10 protein-coding genes are annotated in these 18,372 nt (G+C 63.8%); 4 read left to right on the top strand and 6 right to left on the bottom strand.

The window, feature by feature from the left end; all coding sequences use genetic code 11:
* Positions 1-8: 8 nt before the first annotated feature.
* The 4 genes from BN3659_RS11780 (at position 9) to BN3659_RS11765 (ending at position 6,253) form a co-directional block, all read left to right on the top strand.
* Positions 9-2,309, top strand: coding sequence for a glycoside hydrolase family 31 protein (locus tag BN3659_RS11780; protein ID WP_091537190.1), 2,301 nt, complete (start codon positions 9-11; stop codon positions 2,307-2,309).
* On the top strand, positions 2,296-3,834 hold the full coding sequence (locus BN3659_RS11775) for a glycoside hydrolase family 28 protein (protein WP_091537188.1): 1,539 nt from the start codon (positions 2,296-2,298) through the stop codon (positions 3,832-3,834). The genes BN3659_RS11780 and BN3659_RS11775 overlap by 14 nt, the downstream gene beginning before the upstream one ends.
* A gap of 107 nt (positions 3,835-3,941) precedes the next feature.
* The gene (locus BN3659_RS11770; protein WP_091537187.1) at positions 3,942-5,216 is read left to right on the top strand and encodes a glycoside hydrolase 5 family protein; all 1,275 of its coding nucleotides are present in this window, start codon (positions 3,942-3,944) and stop codon (positions 5,214-5,216) included.
* Between the two features lie 146 nt (positions 5,217-5,362).
* Positions 5,363-6,253: a helix-turn-helix domain-containing protein gene (locus BN3659_RS11765; protein ID WP_091537206.1), complete on the top strand. Its 891-nt coding sequence runs from the start codon at positions 5,363-5,365 to the stop codon at positions 6,251-6,253.
* Positions 6,254-6,525: 272 nt separating this feature from the next.
* Here BN3659_RS11765 and BN3659_RS11760 read toward each other — a convergent pair whose 3' ends face one another.
* The 6 genes from BN3659_RS11760 to BN3659_RS11730 form a co-directional block, all read right to left on the bottom strand.
* Positions 6,526-9,153: a glycosyl hydrolase gene (locus BN3659_RS11760; protein ID WP_091537185.1), complete on the bottom strand. Its 2,628-nt coding sequence runs from the start codon at positions 9,151-9,153 to the stop codon at positions 6,526-6,528.
* Positions 9,154-9,757: 604 nt separating this feature from the next.
* The gene (gene trmB, locus BN3659_RS11755; RefSeq protein WP_091537183.1) at positions 9,758-10,510 is read right to left on the bottom strand and encodes a tRNA (guanosine(46)-N7)-methyltransferase TrmB; all 753 of its coding nucleotides are present in this window, start codon (positions 10,508-10,510) and stop codon (positions 9,758-9,760) included.
* Positions 10,511-10,517: 7 nt separating this feature from the next.
* Positions 10,518-10,943 (bottom strand): hypothetical protein, encoded by a 426-nt coding sequence (locus BN3659_RS11750; RefSeq protein WP_091537182.1) that lies wholly within the window; start codon positions 10,941-10,943, stop codon positions 10,518-10,520.
* A 3-nt stretch (positions 10,944-10,946) separates the two neighbouring features.
* Positions 10,947-12,926 (bottom strand): regulatory iron-sulfur-containing complex subunit RicT, encoded by a 1,980-nt coding sequence (locus BN3659_RS11745; protein ID WP_253181088.1) that lies wholly within the window; start codon positions 12,924-12,926, stop codon positions 10,947-10,949.
* A 52-nt stretch (positions 12,927-12,978) separates the two neighbouring features.
* Positions 12,979-14,343, bottom strand: a complete 1,365-nt coding sequence (locus BN3659_RS11740) for an MATE family efflux transporter (protein ID WP_091537180.1) — start codon at positions 14,341-14,343, stop codon at positions 12,979-12,981.
* A 1,284-nt stretch (positions 14,344-15,627) separates the two neighbouring features.
* Entirely contained in the window at positions 15,628-18,081 is a 2,454-nt protein-coding gene (locus BN3659_RS11730) for an ATP-dependent Clp protease ATP-binding subunit (RefSeq protein WP_091537176.1), read from the bottom strand.
* Positions 18,082-18,372 lie beyond the last annotated feature (291 nt).

Here is an 18,372-nt window from a genome sequence, read left to right as displayed (position 1 = left end):
TGCTGAAAATGAACCTGAAAAAGATTTTGACGGTCCTCCTGCTCCTCTCGGCGGCGTGGACCGAAGCCAAGGAGTACCGCCGTGCGGGAAACGCCGTGTCGTTCCGCAAGGCGCGCATCGAGGTGCTTTCGCCCACGATGTTCTCCGTCCGCGAAGGCGACGGCTACCGTTTCGCGCCCGTGCGGACCGACCTCGGCGTGGTGGCGCTGCCGTCCGCTCCGGTGGAGTACACCGTGGCGCAGACCGGCGGCGTGTTCCGCATTGCGACCGACCGCATGACCGTGGTCTACGATCCCTCGCTGCCGCTGGCGGAAGGCGGCGTGCGCGTGGAGCCGGCGGACGGCTCGCTGCCCGTCGTGGCGCGGCTCGATGCGGAGGACGGAGCCAATCTGGGCGGCGTGGTCGGAGCGCTCGACAACTGCGACGGTCCCAGATGCCATGCCGAGCAGAACGACATCACCTCGAAGTGGGAGTACCGCCGCATACCGATGGACGGTATTCTGAGCCGACGCGGCTACACGGTGCTCAAACACACGCCCGACGCGCTGAATCTCTATCGTGCGGGCGAGGCATTCGACGAACTCTACGTGATGTGCTACGGCGAGGACTATCGCACGGCGTTCGCCGACTTCTATGCCGTGGCCGGTCCGATCCCGATGTATCCCAAGTGGTCGCTCGGCCTGATCTGGAGCCGCTGGAAGGATTACGATGACGAGGATTACAAGCGGATCGTCGCCCGTTTCCGCGAGGAGCGCATTCCGCTCGACGCCGTGATCCTCGACATGTGCTGGCACGTCGACCACTGGTACGGCTACAAATACGATACGGTGAACTTCCCCGACATGCGCGCTTTCCAGCGCTGGTGCGACGAGCAGCACGTGAAGACCGGTTTCAACCACCACTCGGGCTGCATCTACAAGGACGATCCCAAGGTGCGCGAATTCTGCCGCCGTGCGGGGCTCGACTACGAGCGGTCGATCGTGGCCGGTCCGTCGTTCGAACCGGAGATCTGCGTCGTGCAGTACGACACGCGCAACGAACGCCACTTCAAGGCTTTCTACGACCTCTACCTCGCGGACATGATCGCCGACGGCTTCGATTTCCACTGGGTCGACGGTGCCAATTCGATCTACTCGTCCGAACTCTACCGGAAATACCTTTCGGAGGGGACGGGCCGGCGTCCGCTGGTGCTCAACCGCCTGCACAGCTACACGCTTTGCAACCACCGCTATCCCGCCGGATTCTCGGGCGACACCTACGCCACGTGGGCCACGATGCGCTATACGCTCGAAGCGACGATCAAGGGGGCCAACAACGGCGTCAACTGGTCGCACGACATCGGCGGCTACATGCCGCAGGGTGCCGACGGTTATATCCCCGACGGGGAGATGTTCGCCCGCTGGACGCAGCTCGGCGCGGTCTCGCCTCTCATGCGTTTCCATGCCAAGAAGGACGTGTTCTGGTTCCCGGCCAAGAGTTGTCCCGACGGCTGGGACGGCGGCTCGCGTCTGCCGTGGGAGTGGGGGCCGACCGTGGAGGAGTCGCTCCGCCGTTCGGTGCGTCTGCGTGCGGCGCTCAACCCCTATATCTATACGATGATGCGTCGTGCGCACGACACGGGCGTAACGCTCTGCCGCGGTCTTTATATCGACTATCCGGGTGCCGACGAGTCGTATCGTTACGACGAATTCCTTTTCGGCGACGCGATGCTCGCGGCGCCGGCGATGCGTCCTTCGGGCGACGGACAGCACGGACTGACCGAGCGTTCGCTCTGGCTGCCCGAGGGGTTGTGGTACGACTATTTCACCGCCGAATCCGTGGCGGGCGGCCGCGAGATCTCGCGCGTGTCGGACATCTGCACCTTTCCGCTCTACGTCAAGGCGGGCGCGCTGATCCCGATGGCGGTTCCGGCCGATTGCGTGAGCGCCCCGCTCGAAACGCTCGTGCTGCGGGCCTATGCTCCCGCCGCGGCGTGCCATACGGAGTTCGACCTCTACGAGGACGAAGGCGAGAACTTCGACTACGAGCGAGGGGCCTGCCGCCGGACGCTGCTCGTCTACGACGGCACGGCCGACGGCCCGCAGCGCTTCACGGTCGAGGCTCCCCGAGGCAGCTATCCCGAGGCTGTGGCGGAGCGCACCTATCGCGTGGAGCTGGTCGGCGCGCCCGAACCTGCGTCGGTAACGGTGAACGGTGCGGCGTGCGGCGACTGGACATGGCGGGATGGCGTGCTGACGGCCGAGTGCGGCACGTTCCCCGTCGCTGAAAAAGTAACGATCGAAATCCGTCGAGACCATGAGAACTCGTAAAATCCGCCTCCTCGCAGGGCTGCTCGCCGCCGTGCTGCTGTGCGGAGGCTGCGGCGGCCGCCCCACGGGCATCTACGACGTGCGGGACTTCGGTGCGGTCGGCGACGGCCGGAGCCTCACGACGAAACATCTGCAGGCGGCCATCGACCGTTGTGCCGGGGAGGGCGGCGGCGTGGTGCTCGTTCCGAAGGGCGACTACCTCACCGGGACGCTCAACCTGCGTTCGCGGGTCGAGTTCCGATTCGAGCAGGGGGCGCGGCTCGTGGCCACGACCGATCTGACCCAGTATCAGAAGCACAACGACGAGCTGGCCGGCGTCTTCTATACGGAGGATGCCGACCGGGTCTCGATCACGGGGCCGGGCGTCGTCTTCGGGCAGGGCATGGAGTTCATGCATGCCGACAGCGCCAAGGTGATCGCCGGACCTGCGCTGGATCATGTGCGGCAGGGCGCGGGGCTGCGCGCGGTCGCGGACGGCGGCGTCGGCGACGGACCGCTCCATCCGAAGGAGCGCTTCCACCAGATGATCGTCTTCTCGAACTGCACGAACGTCGAACTGCGCGACTTCACCTGCATCGATTCGCCCTACTGGTGTTTCCTGCTGGTTCACTGCGACCGCGCGGAGGTGCATAACCTCAAGATCGACAACAACCTTCTGATCCCCAACAGCGACGGGTTGGACATCATCTCGTCGAGCAACGTGAATGTCTCGGACTGCTACATCTCGTGCGGCGACGACGCCGTGGTGCTCGCGGGCTACGACTGGCACTTCGGCGATCCGGGGTTCAAGCGGATCGCCCGTCCGTCGCGCAACATCAACCTTTCGAACTGCATCCTGCGGTCGCGTTCGAGCGCCATCCGCATCGGCGGCTGGGATCAGAACCCCATGTCGGACTACAACTTCTCGAACATCACGATCTTCGACTCGAACTGCGGCATCGGCATCTGCATCCGCGACTATGCGGGCGTCGAGAACCTCAATTTCACGAACGTCAACATCCGCACGCGCCTGCATACGGGCGACTGGTGGGGCCATGGCGAGCCGATCAAGATCACGGCGATCCGCGGCCGCGAGAGCGTGCCGGGAGCCATCCGCAACGTGCGATTCACGAACGTCGCGTGCGACGGCGAGAACTCCGTAACGGTCTATGCCGCACCGGAGTGCACGGTCGAGAACATCGTCTTCTCGAACTTCGACTTCCGGATGCGCCAGAGCGCGCTCGACGCCGTGGCGGGCGGCAATTTCGATTTCCGTCCGACGGTCGTCGGGGAGAAGGAGTTCTTCGCGTCGGATACGCCGGTCGTCTACCTCGAAAACGTGCGCAACGTGCGTTTTGCGGGCGGCACGATCGGGTGGGAGGGCCCGATCGGGAGATCCTACTTCACGGCACCTGTCGAAGCGGCCGGCGTGCACGGCCTGACACTCGCCGAGGTGCTGGCCGAGCCTTCGCCGGCCGATCCGGCCGGACGGCTTCTCGTGGCCGACGGATGCACAAAGGTGCGCAACGACATGAAACGCCGATAGACCGGCGGAGCCGCCGCGCCGCTTCGGCGGGTGCCGGCGGTCCGCTGTCGGCCGGGGTCCGCCGAAACGACGGACCCGGCCCGACCGGCTAACGAACGACAAATCCGATGAAAAAGATTCTCATTCTGCTTTTCGCCGCACTGGCTGCGGCATCGTGCTCCCCGAAGGCGGAGTTCGTAACCGTCGAAGACGGACGGTTCCTGCTCGGCGGCAAGCCCTACCGTTACGTGGGGGCCAACTTTTGGTACGGAGCCATCCTCGGCTCGGAGGGACCGGGCGGCGACCGCGCGCGCCTGAACCGCGAACTCGACTTCCTGAAGGAACACGGCATCACCAATCTGCGCGTGCTGGTGGGCGGCGACGGTCCCGACAATGTGCCTTCGCGCATCGAACCCACGCTCCAGAAGGCTCCGGGCGTCTACGACGACGCGCTCCTCGAAGGGCTCGACTACCTGCTCGTCGAGATGGGGCGCCGGGGAATGCACGCCGTGCTCTACTTCAACAATTCGTGGGAGTGGTCGGGCGGCTACTCGCAGTACCTCGAATGGGCCGGAGCGGGCGAGGCGCCGATCCCGGCCGTCGACGGCTGGAACGCCTTCACCGAGTATGTGGGGCAGTATGCCGGCAACCGGGAGGCGCAGCTCATCTTTACGGACCATCTGCGCCGGATCGTAACGCGCGAGAATTCGCTCACGGGCCGCCGCTATGCCGACGATCCGACCGTCATGGCGTGGCAGATCGGCAACGAACCGCGCGCTTTCGGCGATGCGAACAAGGAGGCTTTCCGCTGCTGGATGTCGGAGGCGGCTGCGCTCGTCAAAAGCCTCGATCCGAATCACTTGGTTTCGACCGGCAGCGAGGGCCGGGCCGGATGCGAGGGCGATCTGGAGCTGTTCGAGCGGCTGCATGCCGACCCCAATTTCGATTACATGACCATCCACGTCTGGCCGCTCAACTGGGGTTGGGTAACGCCCGAGACGCTCGCCGAACGTCTGGACGTGGCGATCGGCAACACACGGGCCTACATCGACGAACATCTGGCCGTGGCGGAGCGTTACGGCAAGCCCGTGGTGCTGGAGGAGTTCGGATTCCCGCGCGACGGATTCGCCTTCGAGCCGGGGTCGCCGACGACCTGCCGCGACCGCTATTACGAGGCCGTCTTCTCCTGCATCGACGAGAACCGGCAGCACGGGGGACTCTTCGCGGGCTGCAACTTCTGGGGCTGGGGCGGTTTCGCCCGCCCGGCGCACGAGTACTGGCAGGCGGGTGACGACTATACGGGCGACCCGGCGCAGGAGCAGCAGGGGCTCAACTCGGTCTTCGCGGCCGACGAATCGACGCTCGGCGTGATCGCGCGTTACGCGGAGCGGCTGGCCGAATAGCGACCGGCCGGGGCGCTGTACGACGGGGAGGTCCGCTTCGGGGCAGGCGGGCCTCTTCATCGTGCCGGCACGGGCGAAATAGCGGAAATAGTTGCGCGGATGCGGAATTTTGTCTAATTTAGGAAGGTCAATCAACGATGCGAGAGATGACGGCATTCAAGAGCAATGTGCTGCATGAGATCACGCCCCTTTCCGAGGGCGACTGCATCTATGTGATCGAGCGCAGGAAGAGCGAGTTCAACTATCCGATCCACACCCACCGCGAATTCGAGATCAACTACATCGAGAACGCCGCGGGCGCGCAGCGTGTCGTGGGCGATTCGATCGAGGAGATCGGCGACTACGAGCTGGTGCTCGTGGCGAACGCCAACCTCGAACACGGCTGGCAGAACCACAACCTGCGTTCGCACGACATCCGCGAGATCACGATCCAGTTCTCGGACGACTGGCTGTCGGATAAACTGCTGGACAAGAATCAGTTCTTGTCGATCAGCAGGATGCTCCGGCTGGGTGCGAAGGGCGTCGTGTTCCCTCTGTCGACGATCCTTCGGGTGCGGCCCCTGCTCAATGCCCTGACCTGCGAGCAGAAGGGCTTTTATCTGGTAATCACTTTTCTCTCGCTCCTCTACGAACTGTCGGTCTCGGGCGAGATCCGACCGCTGGCGAGCACCGCCTTCGCCCATGTGGACGACAACAGCCAGAGCCGCCGCATCCGGCTGGCGGACGCCTATCTGCAAAAGAACTTCGCCCGCGACATCACCCTGCGCGAGATGGCCGAGCTGGTCAACATGAGCGATGTGGCTTTCAGCCGTTTCTTCAGCCAGCATACGGGCAAGAGCTTCACGGACTATCTGATCGACATCCGCATCGGCAAGGTGGCCCGCATGCTGGTCGATACGAGCAAGACCATCGCCGAGATCTGCTACGAATGCGGCTACAACAACATGTCGAACTTCAACCGCATTTTCCGCCGCAAAAAGGGGTGTACGCCCCGCGAGTTCCGCGAGATGTACCGCAAGAAACAGGTGATCGTCTGACGGAGCTCTTCGGGCCCCTCTTGTCCGGGTGCCGACACCGATACCGGATGGCGGCGGCGATGCGGACGGTTTCTGCGAAGCCGGCCGACGTCCCGCCCCGTCCGGCGGTGCGGGCTGCCGGATCGACGTGCCGCTGCATGTCCCGCGGCGGAACGGCCGTACGGCAGGCGTCGCGGCCCGGCTCGTGCCGCAGAGGCGGCGGATGCGGATGAAAAGCGGGGAGGTTCCGATCGAAAAGGGACCTCCCCGCTTTGTCGCCGGATGCGGAGTCGTTACTCGGTCAGGTGGTAGTACATGCCCAGCCAGTCGTAGGGGCTGGCCGTGATGACGCGCGGATCGTCCAGAAACCGCAGGAAGTCCGCCGTGGCGGGGTGCCCTTTGTAGGGGGTGAAAAACCCCGTAACGCTGTTGCGCCAGAGGGCGACGTAGGCCAGCCGGATGGGGCGGGAGGGGTCGCCGTAGATGGATTCGAGCAGCCGGCCGGTGAACCACTCGGGGTCGTCGATGCCGGCTTGTCCCGTCTCGGAGAGAGCCGCTACCTTGCCGGTCGCGGCGGCGTAGTCGGAGATCACCTTCAGACGCAGGCGGGCGTGTTCGATGTCTTTCTCCTCGAAACGGTAGAGCCAGTAGTCGTCCATGGCCACGATGTCGACCCACTCGTCGCCCGGGTAGCGCTGGAGGTACTCCTCCGCCGTGGTGAAGTTGATGTCGGGCGAGAAGGCGTAGAGAAAGTTCCTCACGCCGCACGTGTCGCGCAGATAGCCGACCGTGAAGCGGTAGAGCTCCTTGAACTGTTCGGCGGTGCAGCAGTCGCGGCCCCACCAGAACCACGTGCCGTCGAACTCGTGCCACGGGCGGAAGATGACGGGGATCTGCTCGCCGTTCTTGCCGATGAGGGTGCGGTTGTAGGCCGCTATGCGGCCGAGCAGCTCCTTGAAGCGTTCGTGGAGTTCGCCGCCGGGCAGGAGCTTGGCCACGGCGTCGCCCGACATGTCGTAGAAGCTGCCGCCCGTCGCGGGGTTGAACAGATGCCAGCAGTAGGAGACGACGCCCCCTTCGTAGAAAGCCTGTGCCGTGAGCCGCCGGATCTTCTCGGCTTCGGGTTTCAGCCCGTCGGGACCGACGACGTCCATGAAGTCGAAGCTGTAGAAGGCGGGTTTCCTGCCCGAGATGCGTTCGATGTCGCTGCGGCCCGAGTCGTCGCACCAGCCGTAGCCCGAGGCCGTGGCATCCTGTGCGCCGAAGAGGAACCGGCCGCTCGCGGCGATCTTGTGCAGATTGGCATAGAGCGCCTTGGTGCGGTAGGTGGCGTCGGGATCGGCGAGGCGGTAGGGGTAGCGCATCGGTTCGGGCTCGGAGGTCAGCGAGTCGCGCACGACCCCTTCGGCGCGGTCGAGAATCCAGTAGCGTTCGCCGACCTGCACGTTTTCGAACCGCACGCCGCGGCAGTCGCGCAGCAGCACGTCGTACTGGCTTTCGCCGATCGAGACGTTTCTGAACGCGATGTCCTTCATCGGTTGTTCGGGCGTCCCGAGCACCTGTATGGGGTTGCCGTCGGCGTGGGCGATGCGGATGTTCTCGAAGCGGATGTTCTTCACTTCGAGCAGTTCGTCGGGCCGGTAGGTGTCGGGCCGGTAGCTCTGCACCCAATACCAGTTCGTTACGTTGATGCCCCAGCAGCCCGTGCGCTTCACCTCGATGTCGCGGAAGAGAATGTTCTCGACCGGCTCGGTGCCGAACGGACGGCTGCACACGTGGAAGCCGCGGTCGCTCTGCTCGACCACGCAGTCCGTGAAACGGACGTTGCGGACGCCGGCCGGCACTTCGGCACCGACGACCAGTCCGCCGCCGCGCAAGAAGCGGCAATGGCTGACGTAGATGTTCTCCGAGGGTTTGACGATCCTCTGCCCGTGTTCGTCGGTGTAGATCACCGATTTGACGGCGACATTGTCGTCCTGACCGTCGAGCACCGACTCCAGCAGGTAGCAGTCGGCCGACGAGTCGGGGTCCCAGCCGTCGGCATTGCTCAGTCCGTATCCGGCCGACAGCAGCCGGCAGCCGTAGGTGGTTACGCCGTTGCAGAGCAGCGGATGGACGTTCCACGTGCAGGGGTCGGCTATGGTGATGCCGTCGATCGCCACGTCGTCGCAGCGGATGATCGGCAGTCCGTGCGAGCGGGCCATGCGGCCGATGTTCTCGGTCTGCTGCACGGCGAGGAGGCTGCCCTGATTGTCGATCGTGCCGCCGCCCGTGATGCGGATGTTGCGGTAGCGCTCGCCGCGGAGACGCCCGATGTTCACGACGCTTGCGAAGACCTCTTTGACCCAACCCTCGTAGATGTTCTCGACCATCGGGAAGTGGGCGAGGTTGTCGACGGCGCGGAGCGTGGCGCCCGCTTCGATGCGGAGGGTGATGTCGTTCTTGCAGAGAAAGAGCGCTCCGGTGAGGTAGTCGCCGGCCGGAATGCGCACTTCGCCGTGGGGCGTGCAGGCGTCGATGGCCCGCTGAATCGCCTCGGTGTCGAGCGTGCGACCGTCGCCGCGGGCACCGAAGTCGCGCACGTCGAAGATTTCGGGGGCGGGAGCGGTCCGCAGCGTGAGGGTTTCGCCCGCCCACTCCTTGCCGGAGGCGTCGACGGCATCGACCCGCACGCGGTAGGTGGTCGAAGGCTTCAGACCGCTCAGACGCAGATTGTCGTGGTCGGTGGTGCCGGCCGTGCGTCCGTCGACGCGGACGACGTAGCGGATCATCCGTTCGTAGTCGTCGGGTTTCTCCCAGAAGACGACGGCTTCCGTGGCGGCCGTCGTGCCGGGAAGGATGCGGCTCCGGACCGGAGCCGCGGCATGCGCGCAGAGAAGCGTGCAGAGGGTTGTCAGAAGCGCTGTACAGTGTTTGAGCATGGGGTGTGTATGGATTTCGGGTGATACGTCGAACGAGTGCCGATGCAAAAATATAACGCCGTCTCCGGATTTCCTCGTCCGCGGCGGCGATTGGTTAAGATAGTATCACGAATGGTAAAATGAGTACGGATTTCCGGGCGGTGTTATTGCTGTCGGTGCCGCTGTCGTTATCGTTTTCACTGCCGCGGTAGCTTCGGGCGACGGCGTGGAACGGGGAGCGGACGCTCTGGGTTCGGACTCTTCGGAGCCGTGCGGGCCGTGTCCCTGCGACGACTCGCGGTGCTCGTCCGCTTTTCGAGGTCCGGCTCTTCCGGAGCGGTGCGGGCCGCAGCCTCCGGCGACGGGACCCGCCTTTTCCGCGGGCTTGTTCCGCAGTCTGCGATTTGCCTTTTGCCGCCGAAAGTCATAAACCTCCGTTTTTTCTTTCTTTGCGCCTTTTGCTCCGTCCGCAGATGCTCCGAAGGCAGCCGAATGCTCCCTCTTCCTTGTGGAATTAAAACGATGATGAACAGATGTTTACAGATAAAGGACCTCCGCTCGGGGGGCCTTCGTGTAAAGAATTCGCAGGTCGCGGGTTGCGGGCGATGTCGGGCGACGGCGCGGCTCAGGTGCGGGAGGATCGCGCGGCTTCGTTGTCCTTTTCGTCGGTGTCGTCGCCTTCCCAATCGAAAGCGGGGAACTCCGTGCGGTCGCCCAGACCGAAACGGGTGTAGGTGATCGGAAGTCCGCATGCGAGGAACTTCTGCTCGTAGGCCGTCTTGACCGAGAGTACTTCGTCGGCGAATCCCGTGCCGTAGATGTCGGGATTGGCCGCCTCGCAGGGCAGCCCGAAATGCGCGATCACCGCCTGCGTATAACGGTAGAGGTGTTGGGAATCGGTCTTCAGATGGATCGCACCGCCGGGTTTGAGCAGACGGGCGTAGGCGGCGAGGAACGACGGGGCCGTGAGGCGTTTTTTCGCGCGCTTGGTGCGGAGCTGCGGATCGGGGAAGGTGATCCAGATCTCGTCCACCTCGCCCGGCGCGAAAAACGAGCCGATGAATTCGATGCGCGTGCGGACGAATCCTACGTTACCCATCCGGCGCTCCGTGGCGGTCTTCGCACCGCGCCACATGCGGGCGCCCTTGATGTCGACGCCGATGTAGTTGCTGCGGGGGTCGCGTTCGGCGAGCGCCACGGTGTATTCGCCTTTGCCGCAGCCCAATTCGAGTACGATGGGACGGTCGTTGCGGAAGAAATCGCGCCGCCAATGGCCTTTGAGCGGGTGGTCGCGGCGGAATATCTCCTCGAACTCGGGTTGTACGAAACATTCGAACGTCAGGTTCTCGGCGAATCTGCGGAGTTTGTCTTTGCCCATGTCGTTTTCAGTCGTTTGATGCGGTTATGCTGAGGCCCGCGGCCTCGATCCCTGCCACGCTGCGGACGGGAGTGAACGTGAAGCGGTATGTGCCCGAATCGGCCAGCACGCTCCGGCGGCGGTAGGGTATTGCGACTTCGCGGCCGAGCGGAGCGGCCGCAGTGCCGCGCGGGATGCGGAGCGTGAAGGGTTCCTCATAGGCGAGCGAATCGGGCGAGAGCACTCCGATGCGCAGCGTCAGCGTATCCTCGCGGAACCGTTCGTCGCAGCGGAGCACGACGGTCAGATCGCGCCGGGCGAGCGTGTCGGTATTGGGGACCGCGACCGCCGCCGCCCGGCGCCACCCCGACGGGTCCGTATCGGCGATATGAACCTCGTGCGGCGAAGCGCAGCCGGCCAACAGTCCGGCCGTTATGACCGCCCATGCACGCATCGGCTATTCGGTTTTCGGTGTCCCGTTGCCGTGTCCGTCGTTGCGGCCGCTGTTCCCGTTCTCGTGCGTCTCGCGCGCGGGGCGGCTGGCCGAGCGGTCGCCGGCGGCGGCGTTTCGCTCCGGGCGGTTCGATGCCCCGTCGCCGTTGCTGCGTCGGGTGCGGCCGCCGCTCGGGCGGGACGCACGATTCGCCGGATCGGACGTGCCGTCGCCCGGGCGGGATGCGCGGTTTCCCGCTGCACCCGTATTTTCCTGTGCCGCGCGTTCGCCGCCGTTCGTGCGCTCGCGAGACCTGCGGTTTTCGCTACCTTCTCTGCCGTTTTCGCGGGACGTGCGGTGTTCTCCGTTCGGATTTTCTCGTGCTGCATCGCTGCCGTTATTGCGTTCGGCGCCGTTGCCGCGTCCGGGCTTGGTGCGGCTGCTGCGGCGTTCGCCGCCTTCGCTGTTTTCGCGCGGAGTGCGGTCCGCAGTGTCGCCGCCGTTCGCGGCGTTGCGTGCCGCGATGCTCCCGGAAGCCTCGGCGGCCGCTCCGGAGCGTGCCGCGCGCTCGGCTGTTGCTTCGCCCGAGCTGCGGGGCGGACGTCTCTCGGCTCCCGGAGCGTTGTCGCGCTGCGGGCGGTTGCCTCCCTCGCCTTCGTTGCGTCGCCGGCGATTGTCCGCGCCTCCGCCGTTCTCGCGGGAGGGCCGTCCCTCCCGTGCAGCCTTGTCGTTGCTGCGGTCGGTGTCGCCGCTTCGCTGTTCGCGGCCGTTCTCTTTGCGGGATTGCGGTTTGCCCGGCTTCTCCTCCGCACGACGCCCCTGCTGCGGCTGCCCGCCGCCGTCGGCGTTCCGTCCCCTGCCGCGGCGGTTCTTGCTGCGGCGCTTGGCCTGATCGAAACGGGTGATGCTGTCCTCCTCCGAGCGGTAGGTCGGTTCGTCGGGAGCCTCCGGCAAGGCGCCGGCCTCTTGCAGCCGGTCAGGTTTTTTGCCGGCACGGTTCAGGGCGATGATCTCCTTCACGCGCGCGATGGGCAGCGTGACGGCGTTGGAGAGCGAATCCTTGCTGGTGCTGAAGGTCATCGTACCGGACAGAATGTCGTTCTTGACGGCGAAATACTCGCCGTCGAGCGTCTGCAACGGTTCGCGCAGGCGCGGGAACTCCTTGCGTGCGTCGGCGTAGGCGTCGTATTCGTACATCAGACAGCACTTCAGCTTCGAGCACTGTCCGGCGAGTTTCTGGGGGTTGAGCGAGAGGTCCTGCGTGCGTGCCGCGCCCGTGGTAACGCTCGTGAAACTCGAAATCCACGAGGCGCAGCACAGCTCGCGGCCGCAGGCGCCCAATCCGCCGATGCGGCCGGCCTCCTGACGGGCGCCGATCTGCTTCATCTCGATGCGGATGTGGAACCGCTCGGCGAAGACCTTGATCAGCTCGCGGAAATCGACCCGTTCGTCGGCGATGTAGTAGAAGATCGCCTTGATCTTGTCGCCCTGATACTCCACGTCGCCGATCTTCATGTTGAGGCCCATCTCCGCGGCGATCTGGCGGGCGTGGATCATCGTCTCCTGTTCGAGGGCGATGGCCTCCTGCCAGCGTTCGATGTCGTAGGGTTTGGCCTTGCGGTAGATCTTCTTGAATTCGCCGTTGAAAGGGTTGAATCCCGTGCGGCGCATCTGTTTGGCGACCAGATCGCCCGTGAGCGAGACGATGCCGATGTCGTGCCCGGGCGAGGCTTCGACCGCCACGATGTCGCCCCGTTTGAGCGGCAGGTCGTTGACGTTCTGGTAGAAGCCGCGGCGCGTGTTCTTGAACCGCACCTCGAAGATGTCGGTCGGGAAGTTGTCGGGGTAGCCTTCGAGCCACGGAGTTTCGTGCAGCTTGAAGCAGCCTTCGCGCAGATGGGCTTCGGGTTCGGTGGAGCAGCAGCCCTCGCAGAACGCGCATCCGCGTCCGATTTCGGGTTTGCAACACCCTTTATGGTGGTTGTTGGGATCGTTTGCGTCCATTGTCGATGCGATAATTTGCGTAAAGATAGGAAAAATTTCCGAAACGGCGGACCTATGCCGCCCTGAGTTTGCGCACCGTGCGGCGGATGCGCAGGATCATCAGCAGGGCGGCCATCGAGAGCCCGAACGAGAATCCGAGGTAAAGACCCTGCGGGCCCATGCCGAGCGTGAAGCCGAAGAGGTAGCCTACCGGAAGGTTCAGCAGCCAATAGGAGATGAAGGCGATCGGCATGATGATCTTCACGTCCTGCAAACCGCGCAGGATGCCGACCGAAACGTTCTGGATGCCGTCCGAGAGTTGGTAGATGGCGGCGAAGGCCAAGAGGTTGCCCGCCACGGCGATCACGTCGGCATTGGTCGTGAAGAGCTGCGGAATCCAGTAGCGGCCCGTGAGGAAGACGGCGGCGGCGAAGGCGTTCCAAGCCAGTACGAGGTGATAGGACGCTTTGGCGGCCATCGTCAGTTCGCCCGTGTTGCGGGCGCCGTAACAGTGCGAGACGCGGATCGTGGTGGCCGCGCCGATCGACATGACGATCATGAAGGCGCAGTTGCCGATCGTCGTGGCGATCTGGTTAGCTCCGATGGCCACCTTGGCTTCGGCGCCGAACCAGCCCATCATGATGCCCGTGCCGACGAAGGCCGAGGCTTCGAGAAACATCTGGAGCGAGATCGGCAGTCCCATGCGGAGCAGCCGGCGGACCGTCTCGCGCGAGAGGTTGCGCAGCGAGAATCCGTGCAGATAACCGCGGTAGCGTTCGCGGCTGCAAAAGTAGCCGATCATGAGGATCGGGGCGATGATGCGCGAGAGGAGCGTGCCCAGACCCGCGCCTTCGGCACCCATCTCGGGAAATCCGAGATGGCCGAAGATGAAGAGCGTGTTGAAACCGATGTTGGCCAGATTGGCCGCGATCGTTACGACCATCTCGACCTTCGTGTTGCCCACCCCTTCGAGGAACTGCTTGAAGGCGAAGAAGAGCATGATGAACGGCATGCTGTAGACCAGCATCCGGTAGTAGGGGATGGCCATGTCGACCACCTCGGCGGGCTGCCCGAGGTGATAGAGGAGCGGGATGGCGGCATACTGCACGGCGGCGGCTCCGAAGCCGAGCAGCGTATAGAACAGGACGGCGTTCTGGAGGTATCCCGAAGAGATCCGGCGGTCGCCCTGTGCGTAGAGTTCGCCGATGAGAGGCGTGAGGCCCAGTGCCACGCCGACGCAGGCGATGAAGAGGATGAAGAAGACCGCCCCGCCGAACGAGACGGCCGCCAGCGGCGTGGGATCGTCGCCTCCGTAGTGGCCGACCATCAGGTTGTCGGCCACCTGCGTGAGGATCTGTCCCACTTGGGTGAGCATGACGGGCAGCGCCAGCCGGAGGTTGGATTTGTATTGTTCCTTATAAGTCGAAAAACGGTACATCGCGTCTGTTTTTTGAAGGGCAAAGATACGAATAAGTCGGGCGCAAAAGCAAATTTATTTGCATTTTGCCGAGCGGGAGTATCTAAGACGCAAGTCAAAGAAACGAATAAATACCGGATGCGCCGTATGGGCCGTCCGGATTTTTTTCGACTGTCGCCGCGGACTTGTTTTTTTGCCGCTGCGACATTTCTGAGGAAAACCCCTTGTGCGTCGGGCACTTTCGCCTCCGACCGGCAGCGCTCGGGCAAAGTTGTTGCAGGGACATGGGGCGGAGCGTGAAACTTTTTATTACATTTGTGCGGCTTCCGCCTCCGGACGGAGCGTCATATTCTACCCGCAGCTGGTTGGCAAAAGTGGAATTTTCTACCGCACGGGCAAGGGAGAGTTCATGCTGCACACATTGGGCATGGACTCGACTTGTTCGTGCGATGGCCTTCCACTGCCCGCCGACCGGCAAGTCCGGGTCCATGTCCTTTTTCGGAAAAACTGATTCGCGCCTCTTTTTTTCGAAATATCTAATAAATTATTGTATATTTGTTGCGCCATCAGGTCGATTCCTGTGGCTATACGACTTACCCGTCGCTGGTTGGCAAAAGTGGAAAATTTGTTCGCACGGGTCTATGTACGGGTTACATGCTTCATGTAAGCATGGATAGACTTTGTACGTGCGAAGGCCTCCACTGCCTGCCAACCGACACTGTCGATTCCATGCTTACTTTTTTTGCATGGAGACGGCAGCCGAGGAACGTCCGATCCGAACGACATTGCCGGCCGCATCCCCATTTGGCCGGAGGAAAGGAGGTGCAGGCACGCGGGATTGTCGGAATCCCACCTATCCGGAGGCGTATGAGTCTGCATGCTCCTTTCCGTTTTTTTCTCTCTTGTCCGTCCTGTTTTCTGGTTTTCGTATCCCGGCCCGCCGGCGCGGAGGCTGCAGCCGTGGGGGCCGAAATGGGGAGGATGCTCGGTGCGGCGAGCGCGCTATGTACCGGGTATGACGCAATTCGCCTCGAAGTCGGAATACGGACGCAAAAGGGGCTGTCTGAAACGTTTCAGACAGCCCCTTTTTCATTCGTACTGCTATTCGGGAACTTTTCCGGATGCGCAATTCTCGGAGGATTGGGAAAACTTGTTGGACGGTCCCTTTTCGACACCGTCGCGTGCGCAGCCTCCCGGCGGCCGCCGCCCGAAAACCGTGGGGCGGTCTGCGGCGGCGGGCGGGATGCGCCGGGAACGGCGTGCCCGCCGTGGGGCGCGTGAGTGCCCGGGGCATCCGGCCGGAGATCAGGCCACGCGCAGTTTTACGCCCTGTGCCTTGTCCGATTCGACGACCACCGTGCCGCCCGCGTGCAGCCGGCCTTCGATGATGAGCGCCGAGAGCGGTTCCTCCACGTTGTCGAGCAGCGTGCGTTTGAGCGAACGGACGCCGTAACGGGCCTCGTAGCCCATGGCCGCCAGCCGTTGCTTGGCCGCGTCGGTGATGCGCACGCGGTAGCCCAGCCGTTCGGTGCGGGCGAAGAAATCCTGCAATTCGAGTTCGATGATCCGCTCCACGTCCGTGAGCTCCAGCGTGCGGAAGACGACGATGTCGTCCACGCGGTTGAGGAACTCCGGCGCGAAGGTCTCTTCGAGCGCCTTGCGGTACTCGCACGAAGGGGTCGCTTCGACCGTCGCGCTCTTCGCCCCGGTGGAGTAGCCGACCTGTACCGACTTGCGGACCGCATTGCGCGACCCCACGTTCGAGGTCATGATGATGATCGTGTTGCGGAAATCGACGCGCCGGCCCGAACCGTCGGTCAGATGCCCCTCGTCGAAGATCTGGAGCATGGTGTTGAAAACGTCGGGATGCGCCTTCTCGATCTCGTCGAACAGCACCACGGCATAGGGCTGGCGCCGTACCGCTTCGGTGAGCTGTCCGCCCTCGCCGTAACCCACGTATCCCGGAGGCGAGCCGATCAGCCGCGCCACGTTGTGTTTCTCGCCGTATTCGCTCATGTCGATGCGGATCAGTCCGCGCCGCTCGTCGAAGAGCCACTTCGAGACCTCTTTCGCCAGCAGCGTCTTGCCCACGCCGGTCGGGCCGACGAAGAGGAAGACACCGATCGGACGCCGCTCGTCCTTGAGGCCGGCGCGCGAACGGCGGATCGAACGCGAGATGCGTTCTACGGCCTCCGCTTGGCCGACCACGCGGTGCATCAGATGGTCCTGAAGCCCTTGCAGGCGGCTCAGCTCCCCGTCGGAGATGCGCTCGGCCGGGATGCCCGTCATCGAGGTGATTACTTCGGCGATGTGCGTCTCCGTGATCGGCACGGGATGTTCGTCCATCGAGCGTTTCCACCGGGCGCGTCCTTCGCCCAACTTCGATTTGAGGGCGATTTCGCGCAGACGGGCTGCGGCGGCCTTCTCGTAGACCAGCGCTTCGACCGCCTCGCGGCGTTCGCGTTTGGCCGCTTCGAGCGCTGCGGCCGTTTCGCGCAGCTCCTGCGGCTCGCGTGCGGCCGACAGACGGGCGCGGGCGCCCGCTTCGTCCAGCACGTCGATCGCCTTGTCGGGAAAGTAGCGGTCGGTGATGTAGCGGTCGGTCAGCGCCACGCAGGCCGCGAGCGCCTCCTCGCTGTAATGCACCTTGTGGTGATGTTCGTAGCGGGGCGCGATGTTGCGCAGGATATGAAGCGTCTCTTCGGGCGTGGTCGGCTCGACGAGCACCTTCTGGAACCGGCGTTCGAGGGCCGAGTCGCTCTCGATGTTTTCGCGGTACTCGTCGAGTGTCGTGGCGCCGATGGTCTGCAGTTCGCCGCGTGCGAGGGCCGGTTTGAGGATGTTGGCCGTGTCGAGGCTGCCCTGCGTGGAGCCGGCGCCGACGATGGTGTGTATCTCGTCGATGAAGATGATCGTGTCCTTGGCCTTGCGCAGCGTGTCGATGAGCTGCTGCATGCGCTCCTCGAACTCGCCGCGGAACTTGGTGCCGGCCACCAGCGACGAGACGTCGAGCGAGAAGATCGTCTTGCCCGCGATGGTGCAGGGCACGTCGCCCGAGGCGATGCGCAGCGCCAGCCCTTCGACGATGGCGCTCTTGCCCACGCCCGCCTCGCCGATGAGGATCGGGTTGTTCTTCTTGCGGCGCGAGAGGATCTGCACCACCCGCTCGATCTCCCGCTCGCGCCCCACCACGGGGTCGATGCGCCCTTCGCGGGCCATGCGGGTGAGGTTCGCGCCGAACTTTTCGAGCATTTGGGCCGAGGCGTCCTCCTGCGGACGGTTCGTTTCGTCGTAATCGAGCACGTGTACGTGTATGCGCGTCTGCGTTTCGTCGCCGGCGGTGATGAAGCGTTGCAGTTCCGCCGCGAGGATTTCGGGGGTTATGTGGTACATTTCCAATATGCGCGACGCGGCCGTCGTGCGGTCGGAGGCGATCCGGATCAGGGCGTGGGCCGTGGAGATGCTCCGTATGGGGCCGCACGCGGCGATCAGTTCGTCGGCGAAGGCGCGGAAGAACGCTTCGGGATCGTGGGTCTGTTTGCCTGCGGCATCGAGCGTCTCGCGCTCCACGCGCAGGCGTATCTGATAAAGCTCCCAATCCTTCAGACGGGAGGAGAGTATCTGGCAGGCGAGAGACCCTTCCTCGCGAAGGATCTCCAGAAAGAGGAAGTCCTTGAGCGAATGGGTGGTGCCCGCCTTCGCAGTGTCGAATGCCGTGCGGGCGAGAATGCCCTCCAGCGTCTTTGAAATTTTAGTCATTTTTCAGCGTCGTCTTAATTGTTCGCAAGGATAACGGTGCCGGAGGATGCGATATTATGTTAATTTATCGGCGTAAAATGCCGATTCGGAACCTTCGGATGATTCCCAGCGGATTGTGGCGGGCAAAAAAATGTACTTTTCGGCGGTGGAAAAGTATTCCGAAACGTTCGAAGGACTGAGGGGGCGGGGAGGTTCGACGACGGTCCGAAACGGACGAACACGGACAAAAGGCCGGTGCGGCTGTCGTCCGTCGGTTCGCGGCGGAGCCCGCGGCGTGTGTCGGGGCGGGAA

The sequence above is a fragment of the Alistipes sp. CHKCI003 genome (assembly GCF_900021155.1).
In the GTDB taxonomy this organism is placed as follows: domain Bacteria; phylum Bacteroidota; class Bacteroidia; order Bacteroidales; family Rikenellaceae; genus Alistipes; species Alistipes excrementavium.
The sequence above is the reverse complement of the archived record's forward strand: the minus strand, read 5'-3'. Positions and strand labels throughout refer to the sequence as shown.

Excerpts from the sequence above, each read along its gene's own strand:
- BN3659_RS11745 (WP_253181088.1), bottom strand. The coding sequence starts at position 12,926 with ATGGACGCAAACGATCCCAACAACCACCATAAAGGGTGTTGCAAACCC.
- BN3659_RS11760 (WP_091537185.1), bottom strand. The coding sequence starts at position 9,153 with ATGCTCAAACACTGTACAGCGCTTCTGACAACCCTCTGCACGCTTCTC.
- BN3659_RS11770 (WP_091537187.1), top strand. The coding sequence starts at position 3,942 with ATGAAAAAGATTCTCATTCTGCTTTTCGCCGCACTGGCTGCGGCATCG.
- BN3659_RS11730 (WP_091537176.1), bottom strand. The coding sequence starts at position 18,081 with ATGACTAAAATTTCAAAGACGCTGGAGGGCATTCTCGCCCGCACGGCA.
- trmB (WP_091537183.1), bottom strand. The coding sequence starts at position 10,510 with ATGGGCAAAGACAAACTCCGCAGATTCGCCGAGAACCTGACGTTCGAA.
- BN3659_RS11740 (WP_091537180.1), bottom strand. The coding sequence starts at position 14,343 with ATGTACCGTTTTTCGACTTATAAGGAACAATACAAATCCAACCTCCGG.
- BN3659_RS11765 (WP_091537206.1), top strand. The coding sequence starts at position 5,363 with ATGACGGCATTCAAGAGCAATGTGCTGCATGAGATCACGCCCCTTTCC.
- BN3659_RS11775 (WP_091537188.1), top strand. The coding sequence starts at position 2,296 with ATGAGAACTCGTAAAATCCGCCTCCTCGCAGGGCTGCTCGCCGCCGTG.
- BN3659_RS11750 (WP_091537182.1), bottom strand. The coding sequence starts at position 10,943 with ATGCGTGCATGGGCGGTCATAACGGCCGGACTGTTGGCCGGCTGCGCT.
- BN3659_RS11780 (WP_091537190.1), top strand. The coding sequence starts at position 9 with ATGAACCTGAAAAAGATTTTGACGGTCCTCCTGCTCCTCTCGGCGGCG.